The 21,233-nt window shown below is 68.5% G+C and carries 32 protein-coding genes and 1 pseudogene; 3 read left to right on the top strand and 30 right to left on the bottom strand.

Annotation, left to right across the window (positions count from 1 at the left end):
• Positions 1–13 precede the first annotated feature (13 nt).
• Genes cheB through FV234_RS16965 form a run of 3 tightly spaced genes read left to right on the top strand, consistent with a single transcriptional unit; the run spans position 14 to position 4,685 of the window.
• A complete protein-coding gene (gene cheB / locus FV234_RS16975) occupies positions 14–1,093 on the top strand; it encodes a chemotaxis-specific protein-glutamate methyltransferase CheB (RefSeq protein WP_147830516.1) in 1,080 nt (359 codons plus the stop codon).
• Positions 1,090–2,823 carry a response regulator gene (locus FV234_RS16970; protein ID WP_147830488.1) on the top strand — a complete coding sequence of 578 codons (1,734 nt, stop codon included), beginning with the start codon at positions 1,090–1,092 and terminating at the stop codon, positions 2,821–2,823. Before cheB ends, FV234_RS16970 begins: the two co-directional genes overlap by 4 nt.
• Complete coding sequence (locus FV234_RS16965) at positions 2,820–4,685, top strand: response regulator (RefSeq protein WP_147830486.1); 1,866 nt, start codon at positions 2,820–2,822, stop codon at positions 4,683–4,685. Before FV234_RS16970 ends, FV234_RS16965 begins: the two co-directional genes overlap by 4 nt.
• A 76-nt stretch (positions 4,686–4,761) precedes the next feature.
• Here the strand turns inward: FV234_RS16965 and rplQ are convergent, their stop codons facing one another.
• The 30 genes and pseudogenes from rplQ to tuf form a co-directional block, all read right to left on the bottom strand.
• Complete coding sequence (gene rplQ, locus FV234_RS16960) at positions 4,762–5,178, bottom strand: 50S ribosomal protein L17 (RefSeq protein ID WP_147752890.1); 417 nt, start codon at positions 5,176–5,178, stop codon at positions 4,762–4,764.
• A 168-nt stretch (positions 5,179–5,346) separates the two neighbouring features.
• The gene (locus FV234_RS16955) at positions 5,347–6,366 is read right to left on the bottom strand and encodes a DNA-directed RNA polymerase subunit alpha (RefSeq protein ID WP_147752891.1); all 1,020 of its coding nucleotides are present in this window, start codon (positions 6,364–6,366) and stop codon (positions 5,347–5,349) included.
• 105 nt (positions 6,367–6,471) lie between these two features.
• The gene (locus FV234_RS16950; protein WP_147830484.1) at positions 6,472–7,344 is read right to left on the bottom strand and encodes an MBL fold metallo-hydrolase; all 873 of its coding nucleotides are present in this window, start codon (positions 7,342–7,344) and stop codon (positions 6,472–6,474) included.
• A 17-nt stretch (positions 7,345–7,361) separates the two neighbouring features.
• Positions 7,362–7,751, bottom strand: coding sequence for a 30S ribosomal protein S11 (gene rpsK / locus FV234_RS16945; protein WP_147725843.1), 390 nt, complete (start codon positions 7,749–7,751; stop codon positions 7,362–7,364).
• 169 nt (positions 7,752–7,920) lie between these two features.
• The gene (gene rpsM, locus FV234_RS16940) at positions 7,921–8,289 is read right to left on the bottom strand and encodes a 30S ribosomal protein S13 (RefSeq protein ID WP_147752893.1); all 369 of its coding nucleotides are present in this window, start codon (positions 8,287–8,289) and stop codon (positions 7,921–7,923) included.
• Between the two features lie 262 nt (positions 8,290–8,551).
• Positions 8,552–8,782 carry a hypothetical protein gene (locus FV234_RS16935; protein WP_147830482.1) on the bottom strand — a complete coding sequence of 77 codons (231 nt, stop codon included), beginning with the start codon at positions 8,780–8,782 and terminating at the stop codon, positions 8,552–8,554.
• 26 nt (positions 8,783–8,808) lie between these two features.
• Entirely contained in the window at positions 8,809–9,411 is a 603-nt protein-coding gene (locus FV234_RS16930; protein WP_147752895.1) for an adenylate kinase, read from the bottom strand.
• Between the two features lie 178 nt (positions 9,412–9,589).
• Complete coding sequence (gene secY, locus FV234_RS16925; protein ID WP_147752896.1) at positions 9,590–10,933, bottom strand: preprotein translocase subunit SecY; 1,344 nt, start codon at positions 10,931–10,933, stop codon at positions 9,590–9,592.
• 137 nt (positions 10,934–11,070) lie between these two features.
• On the bottom strand, positions 11,071–11,595 hold the full coding sequence (rplO, locus tag FV234_RS16920; RefSeq protein ID WP_147830480.1) for a 50S ribosomal protein L15: 525 nt from the start codon (positions 11,593–11,595) through the stop codon (positions 11,071–11,073).
• A 10-nt stretch (positions 11,596–11,605) separates the two neighbouring features.
• Positions 11,606–11,797 (bottom strand): 50S ribosomal protein L30, encoded by a 192-nt coding sequence (gene rpmD / locus FV234_RS16915; RefSeq protein WP_147725849.1) that lies wholly within the window; start codon positions 11,795–11,797, stop codon positions 11,606–11,608.
• 12 nt (positions 11,798–11,809) lie between these two features.
• The gene (rpsE, locus tag FV234_RS16910; protein ID WP_147752898.1) at positions 11,810–12,397 is read right to left on the bottom strand and encodes a 30S ribosomal protein S5; all 588 of its coding nucleotides are present in this window, start codon (positions 12,395–12,397) and stop codon (positions 11,810–11,812) included.
• A 96-nt stretch (positions 12,398–12,493) separates the two neighbouring features.
• Positions 12,494–12,856 carry a 50S ribosomal protein L18 gene (gene rplR, locus FV234_RS16905; RefSeq protein WP_147752899.1) on the bottom strand — a complete coding sequence of 121 codons (363 nt, stop codon included), beginning with the start codon at positions 12,854–12,856 and terminating at the stop codon, positions 12,494–12,496.
• A gap of 12 nt (positions 12,857–12,868) precedes the next feature.
• Positions 12,869–13,402 carry a 50S ribosomal protein L6 gene (rplF, locus tag FV234_RS16900; protein ID WP_147752900.1) on the bottom strand — a complete coding sequence of 178 codons (534 nt, stop codon included), beginning with the start codon at positions 13,400–13,402 and terminating at the stop codon, positions 12,869–12,871.
• Between the two features lie 23 nt (positions 13,403–13,425).
• Entirely contained in the window at positions 13,426–13,821 is a 396-nt protein-coding gene (rpsH, locus tag FV234_RS16895) for a 30S ribosomal protein S8 (RefSeq protein WP_147752901.1), read from the bottom strand.
• A gap of 10 nt (positions 13,822–13,831) precedes the next feature.
• Positions 13,832–14,137, bottom strand: a complete 306-nt coding sequence (rpsN, locus tag FV234_RS16890) for a 30S ribosomal protein S14 (RefSeq protein ID WP_147752902.1) — start codon at positions 14,135–14,137, stop codon at positions 13,832–13,834.
• Between the two features lie 43 nt (positions 14,138–14,180).
• On the bottom strand, positions 14,181–14,747 hold the full coding sequence (gene rplE / locus FV234_RS16885; RefSeq protein WP_147752903.1) for a 50S ribosomal protein L5: 567 nt from the start codon (positions 14,745–14,747) through the stop codon (positions 14,181–14,183).
• Entirely contained in the window at positions 14,740–15,054 is a 315-nt protein-coding gene (rplX, locus tag FV234_RS16880; protein WP_147830478.1) for a 50S ribosomal protein L24, read from the bottom strand. Before rplX ends, rplE begins: the two co-directional genes overlap by 8 nt.
• On the bottom strand, positions 15,054–15,422 hold the full coding sequence (gene rplN, locus FV234_RS16875) for a 50S ribosomal protein L14 (RefSeq protein ID WP_147725857.1): 369 nt from the start codon (positions 15,420–15,422) through the stop codon (positions 15,054–15,056). The genes rplX and rplN overlap by 1 nt, the downstream gene beginning before the upstream one ends.
• A 298-nt stretch (positions 15,423–15,720) precedes the next feature.
• Positions 15,721–15,984, bottom strand: a complete 264-nt coding sequence (gene rpsQ, locus FV234_RS16870; protein ID WP_147752905.1) for a 30S ribosomal protein S17 — start codon at positions 15,982–15,984, stop codon at positions 15,721–15,723.
• Positions 15,985–15,995: 11 nt separating this feature from the next.
• The gene (rpmC, locus tag FV234_RS16865) at positions 15,996–16,211 is read right to left on the bottom strand and encodes a 50S ribosomal protein L29 (RefSeq protein WP_147725859.1); all 216 of its coding nucleotides are present in this window, start codon (positions 16,209–16,211) and stop codon (positions 15,996–15,998) included.
• 12 nt (positions 16,212–16,223) lie between these two features.
• Positions 16,224–16,637: a 50S ribosomal protein L16 gene (gene rplP, locus FV234_RS16860; protein WP_147725860.1), complete on the bottom strand. Its 414-nt coding sequence runs from the start codon at positions 16,635–16,637 to the stop codon at positions 16,224–16,226.
• Between the two features lie 48 nt (positions 16,638–16,685).
• Complete coding sequence (gene rpsC, locus FV234_RS16855) at positions 16,686–17,426, bottom strand: 30S ribosomal protein S3 (protein ID WP_147725861.1); 741 nt, start codon at positions 17,424–17,426, stop codon at positions 16,686–16,688.
• Between the two features lie 10 nt (positions 17,427–17,436).
• Positions 17,437–17,823, bottom strand: coding sequence for a 50S ribosomal protein L22 (rplV, locus tag FV234_RS16850; protein ID WP_147725862.1), 387 nt, complete (start codon positions 17,821–17,823; stop codon positions 17,437–17,439).
• A gap of 1 nt (position 17,824) precedes the next feature.
• Positions 17,825–18,103 (bottom strand): 30S ribosomal protein S19, encoded by a 279-nt coding sequence (rpsS, locus tag FV234_RS16845; RefSeq protein ID WP_147725863.1) that lies wholly within the window; start codon positions 18,101–18,103, stop codon positions 17,825–17,827.
• Between the two features lie 5 nt (positions 18,104–18,108).
• Positions 18,109–18,945, bottom strand: coding sequence for a 50S ribosomal protein L2 (gene rplB / locus FV234_RS16840; protein WP_147752906.1), 837 nt, complete (start codon positions 18,943–18,945; stop codon positions 18,109–18,111).
• 26 nt (positions 18,946–18,971) lie between these two features.
• Entirely contained in the window at positions 18,972–19,268 is a 297-nt protein-coding gene (locus tag FV234_RS16835) for a 50S ribosomal protein L23 (protein WP_147725865.1), read from the bottom strand.
• Positions 19,265–19,885, bottom strand: a complete 621-nt coding sequence (gene rplD, locus FV234_RS16830; protein WP_147752907.1) for a 50S ribosomal protein L4 — start codon at positions 19,883–19,885, stop codon at positions 19,265–19,267. Before rplD ends, FV234_RS16835 begins: the two co-directional genes overlap by 4 nt.
• Complete coding sequence (gene rplC, locus FV234_RS16825; protein WP_147725867.1) at positions 19,885–20,619, bottom strand: 50S ribosomal protein L3; 735 nt, start codon at positions 20,617–20,619, stop codon at positions 19,885–19,887. Before rplC ends, rplD begins: the two co-directional genes overlap by 1 nt.
• A 50-nt stretch (positions 20,620–20,669) precedes the next feature.
• Positions 20,670–20,978, bottom strand: coding sequence for a 30S ribosomal protein S10 (rpsJ, locus tag FV234_RS16820; protein ID WP_018044230.1), 309 nt, complete (start codon positions 20,976–20,978; stop codon positions 20,670–20,672).
• A 127-nt stretch (positions 20,979–21,105) separates the two neighbouring features.
• Positions 21,106–21,233, bottom strand: a pseudogene (gene tuf, locus FV234_RS16815) (elongation factor Tu); the annotation flags it as partial.

The following is a 21,233-nucleotide window of genomic DNA, read 5'->3' as shown; positions in this document are numbered from 1 at the left end:
TCCGGTCCGCGTCATGCTCGTCGAGGACAGCTTGGTGGTGCGCGAGCTGCTGCGCCACATCCTCTCGCGCGATCCGCGCCTGGCCTGCGTCGCCGCCGTCGCGTCGGGGGAGGAGGCCCTGTCCGCGATCGACAGCGTCCGGCCCGACGTGATCTCGATGGACATCCGGCTGCCCGGCATCGACGGGCTGGAGACCACCCGTCGCATCATGTCCGAGCACCCGACGCCGATCGTGGTGATCGCCGACGCGGTCGAGGATTCCTCGCTGCGCATCTCGATGAACGCCCTGCGGGCCGGCGCGCTCTCGGTGGTCGAGAAGCCGGTGGCGACGACCCATGCCGGCTATGACGCGGTGGCCGGCGAGATCTGCACGCAACTGCGCATCATGGCGCAGGTCCCGGTGATCCGCCGCCGCCCGATCGGCACCGTATGGCTCGGGCGCAGCCCGGCGACGGCGATACTCGCGTCCGCGGCGTCCCTGCCGCCGACGGTGCTGGCGATCGCCGCCTCGACCGGCGGCCCGCCGGCCCTCGCCCGGGTGATCGGCGCCCTGCCCGAGACGTTCCCGCTGCCGGTGCTGGTCGTCCAGCATATGGGTGCGGCCTTCATGGACGGGTTCGCGAGCTGGCTCGACGGCGTCGTTCCGATGCCCGTCTCGGTCGCCCGCGACGGCGAGCGGGCCGAGCCCGGCCGGGTCTACGTCGCGCCGGGCGACCGGCACCTCGAATACGGGCCCGGCCGGACCTTGCGCCTTCTCGACAGCCTGCCGGTCTCGGGCCAGCGTCCGGCGGCGACCGTGCTGTTCCGCTCCGTCGCGCGTCAGGCCGGCGCCTCGGGGCTCGGCGTGCTGCTCACCGGCATGGGCGAGGACGGGGCGCTCGGCCTCCTCGACATGCACGCCGCCGGCGCGCAGACGGTGGCCGAGCACGAGAGCACCGCCGTGGTCTACGGCATGCCGGCGGCGGCCGTGCGCCTCAAGGCCGCCCGCGCGGTCCTGCCCCTCGACCGCATCGCCGCCCACCTCTTGCGGCTCGCCATGCCTCCTGCCATGCCCGCCACCTCGCCCGGCGCCTGGCCGGACCGGCCAGCATGAACGCCGATGCCGCCACCGCGACGGAGCCCGCCCGCATCCTCCTGGTGGAGGATTCGGAGACGCAGGCGCTGGAGCTGCGCCTGCTGCTGGAGAGCCATGGCTTCCGGGTCGAGCGCTGTGCCACCGCGGAGGCGGCACTGGATCACCTCAACCACGGCCTGCCCGACCTCGTCGTGGCAGACTACCACCTGCCCGGCATGAACGGCGACGAGCTGACGCGCCAGCTCCGGCTGTCGCTGCGCACCCGCGCCCTCCCCCTGCTGATGCTCACCGGCGCCCGCGACGGCGAGCGGCAGGGCCTGGAGAGCGGCGCCGACGCCTACGTCGCCAAATCCGGCGACCGCGACCTGCTGATCCTGCGCATCCGTGCCCTGTTGCGCGAGCGGCTCGGCAGCGTGGCGCCCGGCGCCGGGGAGACGCCGTCGGCGGCGGCCTTCCGGCGCGGCCGCGTGCTGGTGATCGACGGCAGCGCCACCTACCGCACCTTCCTGGCCGGCCTGCTTAGCCAGGACGGACACGCGGTCACCGTCGGCGCGGGGGCGGAGGAGGCGCTCGCCGCCCTCGACGCCGAGGGCGAGGCGACGGCCTTCGACTGCGTCACCGTCGATCTGCTCGGGCCGACCTTCGACGGCCTCGCCCTGTGCCGCACGATCGACCAGCGTCGCGGCGCCCGGGTCGCGGGTGCCGGCTTCCATCTCGTCGGGATCGCCGGCAGCAACCCGCCCAAGGACTTCCTCGTCCAGGCCTACGCGGCCGGCGCGGACGACGTGGTCTCGAAATCCGACGCCGAGGTCCTGGCGCTGCGGGTGCGCGGGCTGGTGCGCCGCCGCTTCCTGGAGGAGGACGACCGCCGCATCGCCGGCGAGTTCGGCGCAAGGCAGCAGGCGGTTGAGCGGGCGCGCGCGGAAGCCGAAGCAGCCGAGGCCCGCGCGCGGCTGGCCGACGCGCTGGAGCGCGCCAACGCCGACCTTGCGCTCGCCAACCGCAAGCTCACCGACGCCCAGGCCAAACTCGTCCAGGCCGCCAAGATGGCCTCGCTCGGCGAGCTCGTCGCCGGCATCGCCCACGAGATCAACAATCCGCTGGCCTTCATCCTCGCGCATCAGGGCACCGTCGAGCGGGTGCTCGCCGCGTTGCCGATGCCCGAGACCGACCCCGCGGCGCAGAAGGGGCTCGCCAAGGCGCGCGACCGCGTCGGCGCGATGCGCATGGGCCTCACCCGCATCCAGGATCTCGTCCTGAACCTGCGCAAGTTCTCGCGGCTCGACGAAGGCGAGCGCTCGCTGGTCAACGTGCCCGAGGCGATCGAGACCGTGCTCGCGCTGATCCAGCACAAGCTCGGCGGGCGCATCACCGTCGAACGCACCTTCTTGGGCCGGCCCGAGATCCACTGCACCCCTGCCCTGCTCAACCAGGTGGTGATGAACATCCTCGGCAACGCCGCCGACGCGATGCCCGAGGGCGGGCAGATCCACGTCGTCACGGAGACGACCCCAGAGACCGACCTGATCCGGATCAGCGATACCGGCCCGGGGATACCCGAGGACCTGCGCGAAAAGATCTTCGAGCCGTTCTTCACGACGAAGCCGGTCGGAGCCGGCACCGGCCTCGGCCTCGCGATTGCCTACAGCGTGGTTCAGGCGCATAGCGGCTCGCTCACGGTGGAGACGGCTCCCGGAGGCGGGGCCTGCTTCGTGATCGGGATTCCGAGGCAGACGGCGACCGTATGACCAGAGGCACGATCCTGGCCGTCGACGACGAGCCGGACATCCTGATCGCCCTCGAGGACCTGTTCGAGGACACCTACCGCGTCGTCACCACGACGAAGCCCGCGGACGCCCTCGCCATCCTGCGCGACGACCCCGACATCGCCGTCGTCCTCTCCGACCAGCGCATGCCGGGCATGGCCGGCGACGCGATGCTCTCCGAGATGCGCGGCTTCCACGAGGCCCAGGCGATCCTACTCACGGGATACGCCGACATCTCCGCCGTGATCGGCGCGCTGAACCGGGGCGGCATCAGCGGCTACGTCGCCAAGCCCTGGGACGCGGACCTGCTGCGCGGCACCGTGCGCAACGCCTTCGAGCGGCATGCCCTCGGGCGCGAGCTCGCCACCGAGCGGGCCCTGCTGCGCGGCCTCCTCGACCATTCCGACGACGCGATCTCGTTCAAGGACGCGGAGGGGCGCTTCCTGCGCCTCAACGCGCGGAAGGCCGCGCTCCTCGGCCTCGACGTGGCGACCTGCCTCGGCCGGAGCGAGGCCGAGCTGGCCGTCGCCCGCGCCGACGAGAGCGCCGAGGCCGACGCCGCCGCGATCCGCTCGGGCGAGGTCGGCGACGTGGTGTCGGCGGAAGGGCCGCTCGGCGCCGAACGCTGGAGCCACGTGGTCCGCGTGCCGATCCGCGGGCCGGCCGGCGGGGTCGCGCATCTTGCCACCATCGAGCGGGACATCACCGAGCAGAAGGGGTTCGAGGCGCGCCTGCGCCAGTCGGACAAGATGCAGGCGCTCGGGACCCTGGCCGGCGGCATCGCGCACGACTTCAACAACCTGCTAACCGCGATCCTCGGCAGCCTCGAACTCGCCGCCCCCAAGGTGCAGGAGCAGCCGCGCGTGCTGCGCTTGATCGAGAACGCCCGGGGTGCGGCCGAGCGCGGTGCCTCGCTGACCAAGCGCCTGCTGAGCTTCAGCCGCGCCAACGACCTGCGCGCCCGGCCCACCGACGTGAACGCCCTGGTCGAGGGCATGTCGGCACTGCTCTCTCGCAGCCTCGGCGGCCTCGTCGCGGTCGAGACCCGTCTCGGCGCCGACCTTGGCCCCGCCCAGGTCGACCCGGACCAGCTCGAGCTCGCGATCCTGAACCTCTGCATCAACGCCCGCGACGCCATGCGCGAGGGCGGCACCATCGTCGTCGAGACCGAGGCCCTGACGATCGAGGACGACCCTGACCTGAGCCCGGGCGCGTATGTCGGCGTGTCCGTGAGCGATTCCGGCGAGGGCATACCGCCCGAGATCCTGGCGCGGGTCTGCGAGCCGTTCTTCACCACCAAGGCCGTCGGCCAGGGCACCGGCCTCGGCCTCGCGATGGTGTTCGGCCTCGCCCAGCAATCGCACGGCCGCCTGCGGATCGAGAGCCGCGTCGGGCACGGGACCCGCGTCGACCTCGCCCTGCCGGAGGCCTCGGCTTTCGTGGCGGCCGAGGAAGCCGACACCGCGAGTGCGCCGGTCGCCGCGCGGGCGGCCGCGATCCTGGTGGTGGACGACGACGCCGAGGTCCGCCACGTCACGGCATCGTTCCTCAACGGCTTCGGCTACGACGAGATCGAGGCCGCGGACGGGGCGGCCGCGCTCGCGTTGATGGAGCAGCGCCGCTTCGACCTCGTCGTCGCAGACCTGGCGATGCCCGGCATGACCGGCGTCGAGCTCGCCGCGGAAGTCCGCAGCCGCTGGTCAGAGGTTCCGGTGCTGATCGTGACCGGGCATGCCGAGGCGGTCGAGATCCCGCACGACCTGCCGGTGCTGACGAAGCCGTTCCAGTCGGCCGAGCTCGCCCGCCGGGTCTCGTCCCTGCTCGGCGACGGCCCCGGCGCCTGAGGGAAGCACTAAACCCGAAACGAAAAAGGCGGCCTGAAGGCCGCCTTTCGATCGATCTTGACTGGGATGCCGCCGATCAGGCCGCTTCGCTCTCGCCGCCCAGCACAGGGCCGGAATCCTTGCCGCGGGCCGTCACGTCGCGATCGACGAACTCGATCACGGCGAGCGGGGCGTTGTCGCCCTTGCGGAAGCCAGCCTTCATGATGCGGCAGTAGCCGCCTGGACGGGCGGTGTAGCGCGGGCCCAGCACCGTGAAGAGCTTCTTCACCATGTCGTGGTCGCGGATCTGCGACATCGCCAGACGGCGGGTGTGGACGCTGTCGATGCGGCCGAGCGAGATCAGCTTCTCGATGACCGGACGCAGGTCCTTGGCCTTCGGGAGCGTGGTGATGATCTGCTCGTGCTTGATCAGCGCGGCGGACATGTTGGCGAACATCGCCTTGCGGTGCTCGGTGGTGCGGTTGAAACGACGACCGCGAAATCCGTGACGCATGTGCTTGGCCCTTCTTTATGTCTCCGGCCGCCGTGCCACGGTACGGCCGGATGCCCCGTGAGCGGGGCGTCTTCGTTGGTCCGCATGACCCCGCGGCGGGATTCTTTTTTTCGACGGTCCTGACCCGGCGGCGACACACCGCCGGGTTGGGACCGAACCGGCTTCGGTTCAGTAGTGCTCTTCGAAGCGCTTGGCGAGATCCTCGATGTTCTCCGGCGGCCAGCCGGGGATGTCCATCCCGAGGTGCAGGCCCATGCCGGCGAGCACTTCCTTGATCTCGTTGAGCGACTTGCGGCCGAAGTTCGGGGTGCGCAGCATCTCGCCCTCCGACTTCTGGATGAGGTCGCCGATGTAGACGATGTTGTCGTTCTTCAGGCAGTTCGCCGAACGGACCGAGAGCTCCAGCTCGTCGACCTTCTTGAGCAAAGCCGGGTTGAAGGGCAGCTGCGGCGCGAGCGGGGCGGCCTCCTCCTTGCGGGGATCCTCGAAGTTCACGAACACCTGGAGCTGGTCCTGGATGATGCGCGCGGCGTAGGCGAGCGCATCCTCCGGCGACACCGCGCCGTTGGTCTCGACCGTCATCGTCAGCTTGTCCTTGTCGAGATCCTGGCCCTCGCGGGTGGTCTCGATGCGATAGCTGACCTTGGTCACCGGCGAGAACAGCGCGTCCACCGGGATCAGGCCGATCGGCGCGTCTTCGGGGCGGTTCTGCTCGGCCGGAACGTAGCCCTTCCCGGTGGCGACGGTGAACTCCATCCGGATCTCGGCGCCGTCGTCGAGCGTGCAGATCACGAGGTCGGGGTTCAGGATCTGGATGTCGCCGACCGTGCCGATGTCGCCGGCGGTGACGAGGCCGGGGCCGGTCTTGCGCAGGGTCATGCGCTTCGGGGCGTCGGTCTGCGAACGGATGGCGATCGTCTTGATGTTCAGGACGATATCCGTGACGTCCTCGCGGACGCCCGGGATCGAGGAGAACTCGTGCAGCACGCCGTCGATCTGGACCGAGGTCACGGCCGCGCCCTGGAGGGACGACAGCAGCACCCGGCGCAGGGAGTTGCCGAGCGTCGTGCCGAAGCCGCGCTCCAACGGCTCGGCGACGACGGTGGCGACCCGCTTCGGGTCGTCGCCGGTCGAGACCTGCAGCTTGTTGGGCTTGATCAGCTCTTGCCAGTTCTTCTGAATGACCACGATCCTACCTCTCCTGACGCACGAGCCCGCGACGTCCGGGTCCGCGCTTCGGCCGAACGATGCTGCCCCCAGCCCCGGTCGGTCCCTAAAATGATGGCTCCGGGCCTACGCCTCGTCGGCGACCCAGAGCTCCGGCACGAACCGGTATCCATCCCCGTCCCGCGCCACGAAGCCGACGGCCGGGAATTCGAGATGCGAGCCGGCGATGCGGGTGCCGTCGGCCGCGAGATCCGCAAGGATCGCCTTGCGCGTCGCCCGCGCCTGGTCGCCGTCGACATCGAAGCCGACGCCCGCCTCCGGTTGCTTGAACTGGATCGCGGGCAGGTGCACCACATCCGTGAACACCAGCAGCGACTTGTCCCCCGAAACGATCCGGAAGCCGCAATGGCCCGGCGTATGGCCGGGCAGGTGGACCGCCGTGATCCCCGGCAGCACCTCGCCGCCGGACTGCTCGCGCATCCGGCCGGCATAGGGTGCCAGGGCCTTGCGCGCGTTCTCGAAATACGGCTTGGCCCCGTCCGGCGCGGCGGCGAGCGCCGCGTCGGGGAGCCAGTGCTTCGCCTCGTCCGAATGCAGCACGATCTCCGCGTTCGGGTAGGCGGCCTTCCCGCCGGCGAGCAGGCCGCCGACGTGGTCGGGATGACAATGCGTGACGAGGATCGTCTCGATCTCGTCGGGGCTCACGCCGGCGACGGCGAGCGCCTCGGACACGCGGCCCATGGTCGGCGGACCGAACGCGCCATAGCCCGTGTCGATCATCACCGGCTTGCGGCCGGGGCCGGTGACGAGGAACGCGTTGAGCGTCACCCGCGGCGCTTCGGTACGGAAGCCGGCCCGCTGCAGCGCGCCGGCCTCGTCCTTCGAGATACCCGTGACGAGATCGAGGGATCCCTGGAACCACCCGTCGTTGAGCACGGTGACCGTGAGGTCGCCGACGCCCCAGCGCTTGACGCCCGGAAGGATCTTCGAATTCGCCACGTGTGTCTCCGGCCTCCTCAGACGCGCCGACGCTTGCGCGGACGGCAACCGTTGTGCGGGATCGAGGTGACGTCGCGGATCGAGGTCACGGTGAAGCCCGCGGCCTGGAGGGCGCGGAGCGCCGACTCGCGGCCCGAACCGGGGCCGGAAACCTCGACCTCGAGGGTGCGCATGCCGTGCTCGGCGGCCTTGCGGGCGGCGTCCTCGGCGGCGACCTGCGCGGCGTAGGGGGTCGACTTCCGCGAGCCCTTGAAGCCCATGGCGCCCGAGGAGGACCACGAGATCGTGTTGCCCTGCGCGTCGGTGATGGTGATCATCGTGTTGTTGAACGAGGCGGCGACGTGCGCCACGCCCGAGACGATGTTCTTGCGTTCGCGCCGGCGGACGCGGGTCGGTTCCTTGGCCATCTGTGTCTCTCGTCCTTCAAGCGCACCCGTAATTCCAGGTGCTCGGGATGTTTTGGAGTTCAGCCGGGGCGCCTGCGGAGCACCGACCCGTCACGCCGGCATCCGATCGGGGACGCGCGGCACGATGAAACGGGGGCAGCGCGGCGCGCTGCCTCCGAATGTCGAAAACTTACTTCTTCTTGCCGGCGATCGGCTTCGACTTGCCCTTGCGGGTGCGCGCGTTGGTGTGCGTGCGCTGGCCGCGGACCGGCAGGTTGCGGCGGTGGCGCAGTCCGCGGTAGCAGCCGAGGTCCATCAGGCGCTTGATGTTCATCGACACGTCGCGGCGCAGGTCGCCCTCGACGAGGTAGTCGCGGTCGATCGTCTCGCGGATCTGCAGCACCTCGGCGTCGGTGAGCTGGTTCACGCGGCGCTCGGCCGGGATGCCGACCTTCCCCGTGATCTCCTCGGCCTTCTTCGCGCCGATGCCGTGGATGTACTGGAGCGCGATGACGACGCGCTTGTTGGTCGGGATGTTAACGCCGGCGATACGGGCCAAGGTCATGCTCCATGTGGCGCGCGGGCGTCCGCCCGGGCCGTGTGATCGAGAAAGCGCGCGTCCGGTGGAGGCCGGCCCTTGCACGCCCGTCAACGACAAATCGGCCCGCGGCCGCCCCTTTAAGGGCACCTCGGACCAACGGCTGTGCAGACGAAGACCGGCCTGCTAGCGCGGGCCGATCCCGATGTCAACGGCAAGGACGATAAGAAGCGCCGATCGGACCGGTGCCGAGGCGCCGGGCTTCGGTGTCCCGGCGGCGACGTCAGAAGCGCTGGCTGAGCTGGCGGCAATAGCCGCCGTTGTCACGAAAGCCCGCCGGGCAGCGCCGAACGCAGGCTCCGGCCGCGAACTTCAACGGCGGCCGGCACATCCGGCCCGTCGTGCGCCGCTCGTATTGGTACGACTGCGCCGGGCCGGCGAACGCCGTCACCGGCGCGAGACCCACCGTCAACGTCAGAGTGGCGAGGAACGCCCGGGCCGAATGAGAGATCATGGTCGCGGGTCCTGGAGATAAGAACGTCAGGAGGTTACGCCTTCCCGATGCGACTCGAGGATCGTCATCAACGATTCCGTCACCGACCCGATCGGTGCCATGCCGTCCACCGTCTCGAGCATCCCGGCACGCTCGTAATAGGCCGAGAGCGGCGCGGTCTGGATGCGGTAGGCTTCAAGCCGGGAAGCGAACACCTCCGGCGTGTCGTCCTTGCGCACCGGCTGCCCGCGGGCCGCCGTCTCCTCGGCGCGCTTGGCGATGCGGCCGACCAGGGCCGCCTCGTCGACCTTGAACTCGATCACGGTCGAGAGCCGCAGGCCCTTTTCCTTCAGCATCACGTCGAGGGCCTTGGCCTGCTCGACGGTGCGGGGGAACCCGTCGAGGATGAAGCCGCCGCGCGCGTCAGGCTCTTCGATCCGGTCCGCGACGATCCCGACGACGATCGCATCGGACACGAGCCCGCCGCTCTCCATCACCGCCTTCGCCTGAAGGCCGACCGGGGTGCCGGCCGCGACCGCGGCCCGCAGCATGTCGCCGGTGGAGAGTTGCGGGATGCCGAACCGCGCGACGATCCGCTCGGACTGTGTCCCCTTCCCCGCGCCGGGTGGTCCGAGCAGAATGATCCGCATTGGCGTTGTCCTCGTCCCTGCCCGTCTCTCAGGGCTCGGTGCCGTGCGGCGATGCCTTGGCGACATCGTTCCGCGTCGGGGTCGTCTTGTAGCGGCTTCCACCGGGCGGGCGAGCGACAAATCGCCGTCCGCCCGTCATTCCGGCGATTGTGTCTCTCGTGTCGCCGAACGCGGCCGTTCAGCGCCGTCGCTGGGTCGTCGAAGCACCGCGCAGCTTGGCCTTCTTCACGAGGCCCTCGTACTGGTGCGCCATCAGATGCCCGTGGATCTGGGCCACCGTGTCCATCGTCACCGAGACCACGATGAGCAGCGACGTGCCGCCGAAGCCGAGGCTCGCCGAGGCGTAGGAGGCGATGATCTCGGGCACCAGGCAGACGAAGGTGAGGTAGAGGGCGCCGATCAGGGTGATGCGCGTCAGAACCTTGTCGATGAAGGCGGCGGTGCGCTCGCCCGGGCGGATGCCCGGGATGAAGCCGCCATGCTTCTTCAGGTTGTCTGCGGTCTCCTGCGGGTTGAACACGACCGCGGTGTAGAAGAACGCGAAGAAGATGATCAGCGCCGCGTAGAGCGCCATGTAGAGCGGCCGCCCGTGGCCGAGATAAGTCGTCACCGTCGAGAGGAAGCCCGTGCCCTGGTTGGCCGAGAAGCTCGCCACGGTAGCCGGCAGCAGCAGCAGCGACGAGGCGAAGATCGGCGGGATCACGCCCGAGGTGTTGAGCTTCAGCGGCAGGAACGAGGTCTGGCCCTCGTACATTCGGTTGCCGACCTGGCGCTTCGGGTAGTTGATCAGAAGGCGGCGCTGGGCGCGCTCCATGAACACGATGAAGTAGACGAGGCCGATCGCGGCGACGCCGACGCCGAGGATCACCGCAGAGGACAGCGCGCCGGTGCGCGACAGCTCGAGCGCGCCGATGATGGCGGTCGGCAGGTGGGCGACGATGCCGGCGAAGATGATCAGCGACGAGCCGTTGCCGATGCCGCGCGAGGTGATCTGCTCGCCGATCCACATCAGGAACAGCGTGCCGCCGGTCAGCGTGATCACGGTGGAGGCGAGGAAGAACGGGCCGGGATCGATCGCCGCGCTCGAGCTCTGTAGCCCCACGGCGATGCCCCAGGACTGGACCAGCGCCAGCACTACGGTGAGGTAGCGGGTGTACTGGTTGATGACCTTCCGGCCGGACTCGCCCTCCTTCTTCAGCGTCTCGAGGCTCGGGATCACCGAGGTGAGGAGCTGGATGATGATCGAGGCCGAGATGTAGGGCATGATGTTGAGCGCGAAGATCGCCATGCGCTCCACGGCACCGCCGGAGAACATGTTGAACAGCCCGAGCACGCCGCCGGCTTGGCTCTGGAAGTTCCGCGCGAACTGCTCCGGATCGATGCCGGGGATCGGGATGTAGGTCCCGAGCCGGAACACCACGAGTGCACCCAAGGTGAACCAGATGCGCTTCTTGAGCTCATCGGCCTTGGCGATGGCACCGAAATTGAGGTTCGCGGCGAGCTGCTCGGCGGCTGAGGCCATGGCCTGTGTCCTGATGATGGGTCACGAGGGTGCCGCGGGGCATCCCTGAAAACGGGAGCGGCGGCCACATGCGAGGTCGCATGGGCCGCCGCTCGAGGCTTCGACTTAAGGGGTCGGTGACGGAGAGGCAACCGCGCTCAGGCGGTCGCCTCGCCCTTGCCGCCCAAGTCCTTGCCGCCCTTGCCGCGGACCGAGACGCCGGCGCCGTAGGCGACGACGACGCTGCCGCCGGCCTTCTCGACCGCTTCGACCGCCGACTTCGACGCCCGGGTCACCTCGAAGGCGACCTTCGCGGTGAGCTCGCCGACACCGAGCAGCTTCACGCCGTCACGGGGACGGGCGATGATCCCGGCCTGGACCAAGGCCCCGACCGTCACGGTCGCGGCGCCGTCGAGACGGCCGGCGTCGATCGCCTGCTGGACGCGGCCGACGTTCACCTCGTTGAGGTCGGTCGAGTACAGGTTGTTGAAGCCGCGCTTCGGCAGGCGACGGTGAAGCGGCATCTGGCCGCCCTCGAAGCCCTTGATGGCCACGCCGGTCCGGGCCTTCTGACCCTTCACGCCGCGCCCTGCGGTCTTGCCCTTACCGGAGCCGATGCCCCGGCCGACGCGCATCCGGTTCTTGGTTGCGCCTTCGTTGTCGCGGATTTCGTTGAGCTTCATCGCGCCCTCCTCAAGCCGCGTCGTCGAGGACGCGCACGAGATGCGCGACCTTTCGGATCATGCCGCGAACGGCGGGGGTGTCTTCGAGCTCGGAGACACGGTGAAGCTTGTTCAGCTTCAGGCCCACCAGCGTCTGACGCTGGGAGGCCTCGCGGCGGATCGGCGAACCGATCTGCTCGACGCGGACAGTCTTGCTAGCCATGCTGCCCTCCCCTTACGCGACTGCGGCTTCGGACTGGTCGGACGGGTCCGCATCGGTGCGCCGCGCCTGGAGCGTGGACACCTTGAGACCGCGACGACCGGCGACGGAGCGCGGGCTGTCCTCGTTCTTGAGCGCCTCGAAGGTGGCGCGCACGAGGTTGTAGGGGTTCGAGGAGCCGAGGCTCTTGGCCACGACGTCCTGCATGCCCAGCGTCTCGAAGACGGCGCGCATCGGGCCGCCGGCGATGATGCCGGTACCCTGGGGCGCCGCGCGGAGGATCACCTTGCCGGCGCCGTGACGGCCCTGCACGTCGTGGTGCAGCGTCCGGCCCTCGCGGAGCGAGATGCGGACGAGGCCGCGCTTGGCGGCTTCCGTCGCCTTGCGGATCGCCTCGGGGACTTCGCGAGCCTTGCCGTGGCCGAAGCCGACGCGGCCCTTCTGGTCGCCGACGACGACGAGGGCGGCGAAGCCGAAGCGACGGCCACCCTTCACCACCTTGGCGACGCGGTTGATGTGGACGAGCTTGTCCACGAACTCGCTGTCGCGCTCCTCGCGGTCGTCGCGGCGGCCGCGGCCACCGCCTTCACGTTCACGTGCCATGTTGTTCCCGTTTCATCTCACTGGCGCAGGCGGCGGGCCCGCTCGCTTGATTCGTCATCGACGGAGGCGGGCGAGCCGCCTCCGCACCGCCGAGATTTAGAAGTCGAGGCCACCCTCGCGGGCGGCGTCGGCCAGAGCCTTGATCCGGCCGTGGTACTGGTAGCCCGAGCGGTCGAACACGACCTTCGAGACGCCGGCAGCCTTGGCGCGCTCGGCGACGAGCTTGCCGACTGCGGACGCGGCGGCGATGTCGGCGCCGGTCTTCAGGTCGGCGCGCAGGCCCTTGTCGATCGACGAGGCGGCAGCGAGCGTGACGCCCGCCGCATCATCGATGACCTGGACGTAGATCTGCTTCGACGAGCGGAACACCGACAGGCGCGGCCTGCCGTTGGCCGAGGCGCGGAGCGCCCGGCGCACCCGCGCCTTGCGGCGGTCGAGGGCTTCGAGTTTGCGTGACATGTCTCAGCCCCCTTACTTCTTCTTGCCTTCCTTGCGGAAGATGAACTCGCCGGCGTACTTGACGCCCTTGCCCTTGTAGGGCTCGGGGCCGCGGTAGTCGCGGATTTCCGCGGCGACCTGGCCGACGACCTGGCGGTCGATGCCGGAGATGGTGATCTCCGTCGGCTTGGGCGTCACGATCGTGATGCCGGCCGGGATCTGGTACTCGATGTCGTGGCTGTACCCGAGCGAGAGCTTGAGCGCCTTGCCGGCCATCGCGGCGCGATAGCCGACGCCGGTGATCTCGAGCTTCTTCTCGAAGCCCTTGGACACGCCCTCGACGAGGTTCGCGACCTGGGCCCGCGAGGTGCCCCAGAGCGAACGGGCCGCCTTGGACTGGTCCTTCGGGGTCACCGTGACGGCGCCGTCCTCCAACGCCACCAGGACGAGCGAGGGAACCACGAACTCGAGCTCGCCCTTCGAGCCCTTCATCTTCACCGTCTGACCCGTGACCGACGCCGTGACGCCGGCCGGAACGGGGACGGGCTTCTTGCCTACGCGAGACATCTGCCTCTCTCCTTATCCGGGGATCAGAACACCTTGCAGAGCACTTCACCGCCGACGTTGCGCTCGCGCGCCTCGTGGTCGGCCATGACGCCCTGCGGGGTGGACACGATGGTGACGCCGAGGCCGTCGGCGACGCGCGGCAGGTCTCCGACGGCCGAGTAGACGCGGCGGCCGGGCTTCGACACGCGCTGGATCGAGCGGATGACGGGCTGGCCGTCATAGTACTTCAGCTCGATCGCGAACTCCGTCCGGCCGTTGCCGAGGTCGGTGGTCGCGAAGTCGCGGATGTAGCCTTCCGACTTCAGCACGTTCAGGACGTTGGCGCGCAGGCGTGAGCCGGGCGTCGAGACCACGTTGCGACGGCGCATCTGGCCGTTGCGGATGCGGGTGAGCATATCGCCCACGGGATCGTTGACCATGGGTGCCTCCTTACCAGCTCGACTTGACGAGGCCCGGGATCAGACCCCGGTTCCCGAGCTCGCGCAGTGCGATGCGCGAGACGCCCATCTTGCGGTAGTAGGCACGCGGCCGGCCGGTGATCTCGCACCGGTTGCGGACGCGGGTCGGCGACGAGTTGCGGGGAAGCTCCGCGAGCTTGAGGCGCGCCTCGAAGCGCTCCTCCATCTCGAGGGACTCGTCGTTGGCGGTCGCGAGCAGGGCCGAGCGCTTCGCAGCGAAGCGCTTGACCAGCTCCTTCCGGTGGTTGTTCTGTTCGACTGAACTCTTCTTTGCCATTGTCTATCCTCCGGTGTCCGCGTCTAGGTGCCCCGAGGGACGCCTACTGCCGGAACGGGAATTGGAAGGCGGCCAGCAGAGCGCGGGCCTCCTCGTCGGTGGTGGCGGTGGTGGCGACGACGATGTCCATGCCCCAGGTCTGCTCGGCCTTGTCGTACGAGATCTCCGGGAACACGAGGTGTTCCTTGAGCCCGAGGGCGTAGTTGCCGCGGCCGTCGAACGACTTCGGGTTCAGGCCGCGGAAGTCGCGGACGCGCGGCAGCGCGATCGTGACCAGGCGGTCCATGAACTCGTACATCTTCTGGCGGCGCAGGGTGACCTTGCAGCCGATCGGCATGCCCTCGCGGACCTTGAAGGTCGCGATCGGCTTGCGGGCCTTGGTGATCACCGGCTTCTGGCCGGCGATCAGCGCCAAGTCGCCGGCGGCGACGGCGGCCTTCTTGGAGTCGGCGGTGGACTCGCCGACGCCCATGTTGATGACGATCTTGTCGATCCGGGGAACCTGCATCGGGTTCTTGTAGCCGAACTGCTCGATGAGCTTCTGGCGGATGACTTCGTCGTAGTGGGTGCGCAGGCGCGGGACGTAGGCGTCCTTGTTGGCCTCAGCCATCGATCTGGTCCCCCGTGGACTTGGCGAAGCGGACCTTGCGACCGTCTTCGAGGATGCGGAAACCCACGCGGGTCGGCTTGCCGTTCGCGTCCTGCAACGCGAGGTTCGAGAGCTGGATCGCGGCCTCCTTGGAGATGATGCCGCCTTCCTGGCTCTGGGACTGCTTCTGGTGCTTCTTCACCAGGTTGATCCCGCGGACGAGCGCCTTGTCGTCCTTCGGCATCACCTGGATGACCTCGCCGGTGCGACCGGAGTCGCGACCGGTGAGGACGACGACCGTGTCGCCCTTCTTGATCTTGGCTGCCATCACAGCACCTCCGGAGCCAGCGAGATGATCTTCATGTGGTTGCGGGCGCGCAGTTCGCGCGGCACCGGCCCGAAGATGCGGGTCCCGATCGGCTCCTTCTGGTTGTTGATCAGAACGGCCGCGTTCTTGTCGAAGCGGATCACCGAACCGTCGGGACGCTTCACTTCCTTGGCGGTCCGCACGACCACCGCCTTCATGACGTCGCCCTTCTTGACGCGGCCGCGCGGGATCGCCTCCTTGATGGACACGACGATGATGTCGCCCACGCCGGCATAGCGCCGCTTCGACCCGCCGAGGACCTTGATGCACATCACGCGACGCGCACCAGAGTTGTCGGCGACGTCCAGATTCGTCTGCATCTGGATCACAGGAGTGACCTTTCCTTGTTTCAGGCGGGTTTCCGCACACGGGCGGTATTGCCCGGCGGACGACGCCTGATGGGGATCTGATGTCCCCGGCTCATATGACAGACCGCGCTATCGGCGCTTTTTCAGCGCCGGCGCGGTCACCGCAGTCGATGGGGAACCGGAGAACCGGTCACCGCTGATCTGTCGCGAAGAAAGGTCGCCTACAGCAAGGCGACGATTCGTGCAAGCTCTACGGGCAGGAGCACGGAGGGTCTCATCGGGCGCGCGTACGCGCTCGACGGGTGTTGGGTCGGTGGCCTCAGGCCGCCGCGGGAGCCTCGGCCTGGGCGGCGTCGCCCTCGACGAGCTTCCAGGTCTTGGTCTTCGAGAAGGGCCGGCACTCCTCGATGAACACCGTAGCCCCGACCTTGGCGGCGTTCGCCTCGTCGTGAGCGTGGTAGTTCTTCGAGCGGCGGACGGTCTTCTTCATCACCGGGTGGGTGAAGCGACGCTCCACCTTGACGACGATGGTCTTCTCGCCCTTGTCGCTGACGACGACGCCCTGCAATACGCGCTTCGGCATGATGAAACTCCTCAGGCCGACGTCGCCTGCAGCGTCTTCTGACGCTGCAGGGTGCGGACGCGGGCGATGTCGCGACGGACTTCGCGGACGCGGGCGACGTTCTCGAGCTGGCCAGTGGCCCCCTGGAAGCGCAGGTTGAACTGCTCCTTCTTGAGGTTCAGGAGCTCGTCGCTCAGCTGATCGGGCGACAGGGCGGCGAGATCCGACTGTCTCTGTGACGACTTCATGATCTGCCTCCCTTAGTCGGCGATGCGTTGCACGACGCGCGTGCGGATAGGCAGCTTGGCGGCGCCCAGACGGAGCGCCTCCTTTGCGATGTCCTCGGCGACGCCGTCGACCTCGAACATGATGCGGCCCGGGTGGACGCGGGCGGCCCAGTACTCGGGTGCGCCCTTACCGGAGCCCATGCGGACTTCGGTCGGCTTCGACGTGACCGGAACGTCGGGGAAGATCCGGATCCAGACCCGGCCCTGACGCTTCATCTCACGGGTGATCGCGCGGCGGGCCGCCTCGATCTGGCGTGCGGTGATGCGCTCTGGCTCCACCGCCTTCAGGCCGAACTGGCCGAAATTCAGGTCGAAGCCGCCCTTGGCCGCACCGGAGATGCGACCTTTGAACTGCTTACGAAACCGGGTCTTCTTGGGTTGCAACATGGCAGCCTCTCAACACCTTCCTTGGCTCGGGGGTCGACGATCGCGCGGTTAGGCGTGATCGCGGCGACCGCGACCGCGGTCACCCTCGCCGTCGCGCTCGCGACGACCGCCCGAACGGCCGCCCTCTTCCTGCGCCTTCTTATCCTGCGCCATCGGGTCGTGCTCGAGGATCTCGCCCTTGAACACCCAGACCTTGATGCCGCACGTTCCGTAGGTCGTGAACGCGGTCGCCGTGCCGTAGTCGACGTCGGCGCGCAGCGTATGCAGGGGCACGCGGCCCTCGCGGTACCATTCCTGGCGGGCGATCTCGGCGCCGCCGAGACGACCGGAGCAGTTGATCCGGATGCCCTCGGCGCCGAGGCGCATGGCGGACTGCACGGCACGCTTCATGGCGCGACGGAAGGCGACGCGGCGCTCGAGCTGCTGGGCGATCGAGTCGGCCACCAGCACGGCGTCGATCTCGGGCTTCCGCACCTCGACGATGTTGATGGTTACGTCGGCCTTGGTCATGGTGTTGACCAGCTTGCGCAGCTTCTCGATGTCGGCGCCCTTCTTGCCGATCACCACGCCCGGACGACCCGAGTGGATGGTGACGCGGCACTTCCGGTGCGGACGCTCGATGACGATCTTGGAGACCGCCGCCTGCTTGAGCTGCTTCATGAGGGCGGCGCGGATCGCGACGTCCTCGTGCATCAGCTTCACGTATTCCGTCTTGCCGGCGAACCAGCGGGAATCCCAGGTCCGGTTGATGCCGAGCCGGAGGCCGATCGGGTTGACTTTCTGACCCATCAGATTCTCCTCAGGCCGCTTCGGCGGTGCGGACTTCGCGAACCACGATGGTGAGGTTCGAGAAAGGCTTCAGGATGCGCGCGCCGCGACCGCGGGCGCGGGCGTGGAAGCGCTTCAGGACCAGCGCCTTGCCCACGAAGGCCTGGGTGACGACGAGGTCGTCGACGTCCAGGTCGTGATTGTTCTCGGCGTTGGCGATCGCGCTCTCGAGGCACTTCTTGACCTCGGTCGAGATGCGCTTGCGGGAGAACTCGAGGTCGGCGAGGGCCGACTCGACCTTCTTGCCGCGGATCATCTGCGCGACGAGGTTGAGCTTCTGGGGCGAGACACGGAGCATCCGTGCGACGGCCTTGGCCTCGTTCTCGGGCAGCGCGCGGGGGGTGGCTTGCTTGCCCATGTCAGCGCCTCTTCGCCTTCTTGTCGGCCGCGTGGCCGTGGAAGGTGCGGGTCGGCGAGAACTCGCCGAACTTGTGACCGACCATTTCCTCGGAAACGTAGACCGGAATGTGCTTCTGTCCATTGTGCACACCGAAGGTGAGCCCGATGAACTGCGGCAGGATGGTGGAGCGACGGCTCCAGATCTTGATGACCTCGTTCCGGCTCGACCCGCGAGCCGCCTCGGCCTTCTTGAAGAGGTAGCCGTCGACGAACGGCCCCTTCCAGAGTGAGCGTGCCATGATGGTTACTTCTTGCGGTTGTGGCGGCTGGACAGGATGAAGACGTCGGTCCGCTTGTTCGAGCGGGTCTTCTTCCCCTTGGTCGGCACGCCCCAGGGCGTCACCGGGTTACGGCCGCCCGAGGTGCGTCCCTCGCCGCCGCCGTGCGGGTGGTCCACCGGGTTCATGGCGACGCCGCGGACGTGCGGACGCTTGCCGAGCCACCGGTTGCGCCCGGCCTTGCCGAGCGAGATGTTCATGTGGTCCGGGTTCGAGACCGCACCCACCGTCGCGTAGCACTGGCCGTGGACCAGGCGCTGCTCTCCCGAGTTCAGGCGGAGCGTCACGTAGCCCTGGTCGCGCCCGACGATCTGAGCGTAGTTGCCGGCGGAACGGGCGACCGCGCCGCCCTTGCCGATCTTCAGCTCGATGTTGTGCACGATCGTGCCCACCGGCATGCCGCCGATCGGCCCGGCGTTGCCCGGCTTGATGTCGACGCCCTCGCCCGAGATCACCTTGTCGCCCGGCTGCAGGCGCTGCGGAGCGATGATGTAGCTCTGCTTGCCGTCCGGGTAGTTGATCAGCGCGATGAACGCCGTGCGGTTCGGATCGTACTCGATCCGCTCGACGGTCGCCGACACGCCCGGCTGCGACCGACGCTTGAAGTCGACGAGGCGGAGCGAGCGCTTGTGGCCGCCGCCGCGGAAGCGGACGGTGATCCGCCCGAGGTTGTTGCGGCCGCCCGAGGACGACTTGCCCTCGGTCAGCGCCTTCACCGGCTTGCCCTTGTATAGCTCACGGCGGTCGACCAGCACGAGCTGGCGGAGGCTCGGCGTGACCGGTTTGAATGTCTTCAAGGCCATCGGCTTAAATCCCTACCCGGTCTATCTCAGAGGCCGGTCGTGACGTCGATCGTGTCACCTTCGGCGAGGGTCACGACCGCTTTCTTCACGTCCGAACGCTGTCCGCGCATGCCGCGGAAGATCTTCTTCTTGCCCTTGGTCACGAGGGTGTTCACCGCCGTGACCTTGACGTCGAACAGCTTCTCGACCGCTTCCTTGATCTGCGGCTTGGTGGCCTTCGGGGCGACCCGGAAGACGACCTTGTTCTGTTCGGTGAGGTTCGTCGCCTTCTCGGTGATGACCGGGGAGACAATGATATCGTAGTGGCGCGGATCGGCACTCATTTGAAACGCTCCTCCAGCGCGTCGATCGCGGCGCGGGTCAGCACGAGCGTGTCGCGGCGCAGGATGTCGTAGACGTTGATACCCTGCACGGGCAGCACGTCGATCATCGGGATGTTGCGGGCGGCGCGGCCGAAGTTCTCGTCGACCTCCGCGCCACCGATGATCAGTGCGTTCGAGAGACCCATCTTGCCAAAGCGCTCGATGAGCCCCTTTGTCTTGTGGTCCTCGATCTTGATGTCGTCCACGACGATGATGGTCGAGGCCTTGGCCTTGGCCGACAGGGCGTGGCGGAGCGCAAGGGCGCGGACCTTCTTCGGAAGGTCGTGGCCGTGGTCGCGCACGACCGGGCCGAACGCACGGCCACCGCCGCGGAACTGCGGAGCCGACGCTGCGCCGTGACGCGCGTTGCCGGTGCCCTTCTGCTTGTAGAGCTTCTTGCGGGTCCGGTTCACGTCCGAGCGGTTCTGCACGGCGTGGGTGCCGGCGCGACGCTTGGCGAGCTGGTAGCGCACCATGCGCTGAAGCAGGTCGGCGCGGGGCTCGAGGCCGAAGATGGCCTCGTTGAGCTCCACCGAACCGGCGCCGGCGCCGTCGAGGGTGGTGATATCGAGCTTCATCACGCGTTCTCCTCGGCAGCGGGCGCCTCGGGGGCGGATTGCGGGGCCGCGGACGCGCCGTTCTCACGGAACTTGCCGGGCTGCGGAACTTCGGCGGGCAGCTTGCGCTTCACCGCGTCCCGGATCTGGATCCAGCCGCCGGCGACGCCGGGAACCGCACCCTCGACCAGGATCAGGCCGCGCTCGACGTCCGTGCGGACGACGCGCAGGTTCTGCGTGGTCACCCGGTCGACGCCCATGTGACCGGGCATCTTCTTGTTCTTGAAGGTCTTGCCCGGGTCCTGACGGCCGCCGGTCGAACCGATCGAACGATGCGAGATCGACACGCCGTGGGTGGCGCGCAGACCGCCGAAGTTCCAGCGCTTGATACCGCCGGCGAACCCCTTACCCGTGGTCGTGCCCGTCACGTCGACGAACTGACCCGGGATAAAGTGGTCGGCGGTGATCTCGGCGCCCACCGGGATCAGCGCGTCCTCGGACACGCGGAACTCGGCGATCTTCTGCTTCGGCTCGACCTTGGCGACCGCGAAGCGGCCACGCTCGGCGGCCGACACGTTCTTGACCTTCGCCTTGCCGACGCCGAGCTGGACGGCGACGTAGCCGTTCTTCTCGACGGTGCGGTGGGCGACCACCTGGCATTGTTCGATCTTGAGCACGGTGCAGGGAACGTGTTCCCCCGCTTCCGTGAAGATCCGGGTCATGCCGACCTTCTGTGCAATGACGCCTGAGCGCATAAGGTGTCTCCCTCGCGCGATGAAACGGTAAGCTCTAAACCCGGCGGGGCTTAGAGCTTGATCTCCACGTCCACGCCAGCGGCGAGGTCGAGCTTCATCAGCGCGTCCACGGTCTGGGGGGTCGGATCAACGATGTCGAGGACGCGCTTGTGGGTGCGCATCTCGAACTGCTCGCGCGACTTCTTGTCGATGTGCGGCGAGCGGTTGACCGTGAACTTCTCGATATGGGTCGGCAGCGGGATCGGGCCGCGGATGGTCGCGCCGGTCCGCTTGGCGGTGGAAACGATCTCGCGGGTGGACGCATCCAGGATGCGATGATCGAACGCCTTCAGGCGGATGCGGATATTTTGACCGTTCATGACCTAAACCTCGACGGAAACGTGTTGGGCGGGCGCGAGGGCCCTTCCCTCAATCGTCCCCTGACGGATGCTGTGTCCGGGGACCGGCCCTTCGTCCCGAAGGACGAAGGGCCGGTCTGTCTGACGACTACGCGTTGATGGCGGCGACGACGCCGGCGCCGACGGTGCGTCCGCCTTCGCGGATGGCGAAGCGCAGCTTCTCCTCCATGGCCACCGGCACGATCAGCGTGACGTCCATGGTCACGTTGTCGCCCG

The sequence above is a fragment of the Methylobacterium sp. WL8 genome, from assembly GCF_008040045.1.
In the GTDB taxonomy this organism is placed as follows: domain Bacteria; phylum Pseudomonadota; class Alphaproteobacteria; order Rhizobiales; family Beijerinckiaceae; genus Methylobacterium; species Methylobacterium cerastii.
The sequence above is the reverse complement of the archived record's forward strand: the minus strand, read 5'-3'. Positions and strand labels throughout refer to the sequence as shown.

Bases quoted from the DNA above. Each gene is read 5' to 3' on its own strand.
- cheB (WP_147830516.1), top strand. From the start codon at position 14: ATGCTCGTCGAGGACAGCTTGGTGGTGCGCGAGCTGCTGCGCCACATC.
- FV234_RS16970 (WP_147830488.1), top strand. From the start codon at position 1,090: ATGAACGCCGATGCCGCCACCGCGACGGAGCCCGCCCGCATCCTCCTG.
- FV234_RS16965 (WP_147830486.1), top strand. From the start codon at position 2,820: ATGACCAGAGGCACGATCCTGGCCGTCGACGACGAGCCGGACATCCTG.
- rplQ (WP_147752890.1), bottom strand. From the start codon at position 5,178: ATGCGTCACGGATTTCGCGGTCGTCGTTTCAACCGCACCACCGAGCAC.
- rpsK (WP_147725843.1), bottom strand. From the start codon at position 7,751: ATGGCCAAGGAACCGACCCGCGTCCGCCGGCGCGAACGCAAGAACATC.
- FV234_RS16935 (WP_147830482.1), bottom strand. From the start codon at position 8,782: ATGATCTCTCATTCGGCCCGGGCGTTCCTCGCCACTCTGACGTTGACG.
- FV234_RS16930 (WP_147752895.1), bottom strand. From the start codon at position 9,411: ATGCGGATCATTCTGCTCGGACCACCCGGCGCGGGGAAGGGGACACAG.
- secY (WP_147752896.1), bottom strand. From the start codon at position 10,933: ATGGCCTCAGCCGCCGAGCAGCTCGCCGCGAACCTCAATTTCGGTGCC.
- rplO (WP_147830480.1), bottom strand. From the start codon at position 11,595: ATGAAGCTCAACGAAATCCGCGACAACGAAGGCGCAACCAAGAACCGG.
- rpmD (WP_147725849.1), bottom strand. From the start codon at position 11,797: ATGGCTAGCAAGACTGTCCGCGTCGAGCAGATCGGTTCGCCGATCCGC.
- rpsE (WP_147752898.1), bottom strand. From the start codon at position 12,397: ATGGCACGTGAACGTGAAGGCGGTGGCCGCGGCCGCCGCGACGACCGC.
- rplR (WP_147752899.1), bottom strand. From the start codon at position 12,856: ATGTCACGCAAACTCGAAGCCCTCGACCGCCGCAAGGCGCGGGTGCGC.
- rplF (WP_147752900.1), bottom strand. From the start codon at position 13,402: ATGTCTCGCGTAGGCAAGAAGCCCGTCCCCGTTCCGGCCGGCGTCACG.
- rpsH (WP_147752901.1), bottom strand. From the start codon at position 13,821: ATGGTCAACGATCCCGTGGGCGATATGCTCACCCGCATCCGCAACGGC.
- rpsN (WP_147752902.1), bottom strand. From the start codon at position 14,137: ATGGCAAAGAAGAGTTCAGTCGAACAGAACAACCACCGGAAGGAGCTG.
- rplE (WP_147752903.1), bottom strand. From the start codon at position 14,747: ATGGCTGAGGCCAACAAGGACGCCTACGTCCCGCGCCTGCGCACCCAC.
- rplX (WP_147830478.1), bottom strand. From the start codon at position 15,054: ATGGCAGCCAAGATCAAGAAGGGCGACACGGTCGTCGTCCTCACCGGT.
- rpsQ (WP_147752905.1), bottom strand. From the start codon at position 15,984: ATGCCGAAGCGCGTATTGCAGGGCGTCGTCGTCAGCGACAAGGGCGAG.
- rpmC (WP_147725859.1), bottom strand. From the start codon at position 16,211: ATGAAGTCGTCACAGAGACAGTCGGATCTCGCCGCCCTGTCGCCCGAT.
- rplP (WP_147725860.1), bottom strand. From the start codon at position 16,637: ATGTTGCAACCCAAGAAGACCCGGTTTCGTAAGCAGTTCAAAGGTCGC.
- rpsC (WP_147725861.1), bottom strand. From the start codon at position 17,426: ATGGGTCAGAAAGTCAACCCGATCGGCCTCCGGCTCGGCATCAACCGG.
- rplV (WP_147725862.1), bottom strand. From the start codon at position 17,823: ATGGGCAAGCAAGCCACCCCCCGCGCGCTGCCCGAGAACGAGGCCAAG.
- rpsS (WP_147725863.1), bottom strand. From the start codon at position 18,103: ATGGCACGCTCACTCTGGAAGGGGCCGTTCGTCGACGGCTACCTCTTC.
- rplB (WP_147752906.1), bottom strand. From the start codon at position 18,945: ATGGCCTTGAAGACATTCAAACCGGTCACGCCGAGCCTCCGCCAGCTC.
- FV234_RS16835 (WP_147725865.1), bottom strand. From the start codon at position 19,268: ATGAGTGCCGATCCGCGCCACTACGATATCATTGTCTCCCCGGTCATC.
- rplD (WP_147752907.1), bottom strand. From the start codon at position 19,885: ATGAAGCTCGATATCACCACCCTCGACGGCGCCGGCGCCGGTTCGGTG.
- rplC (WP_147725867.1), bottom strand. From the start codon at position 20,619: ATGCGCTCAGGCGTCATTGCACAGAAGGTCGGCATGACCCGGATCTTC.
- rpsJ (WP_018044230.1), bottom strand. From the start codon at position 20,978: ATGAACGGTCAAAATATCCGCATCCGCCTGAAGGCGTTCGATCATCGC.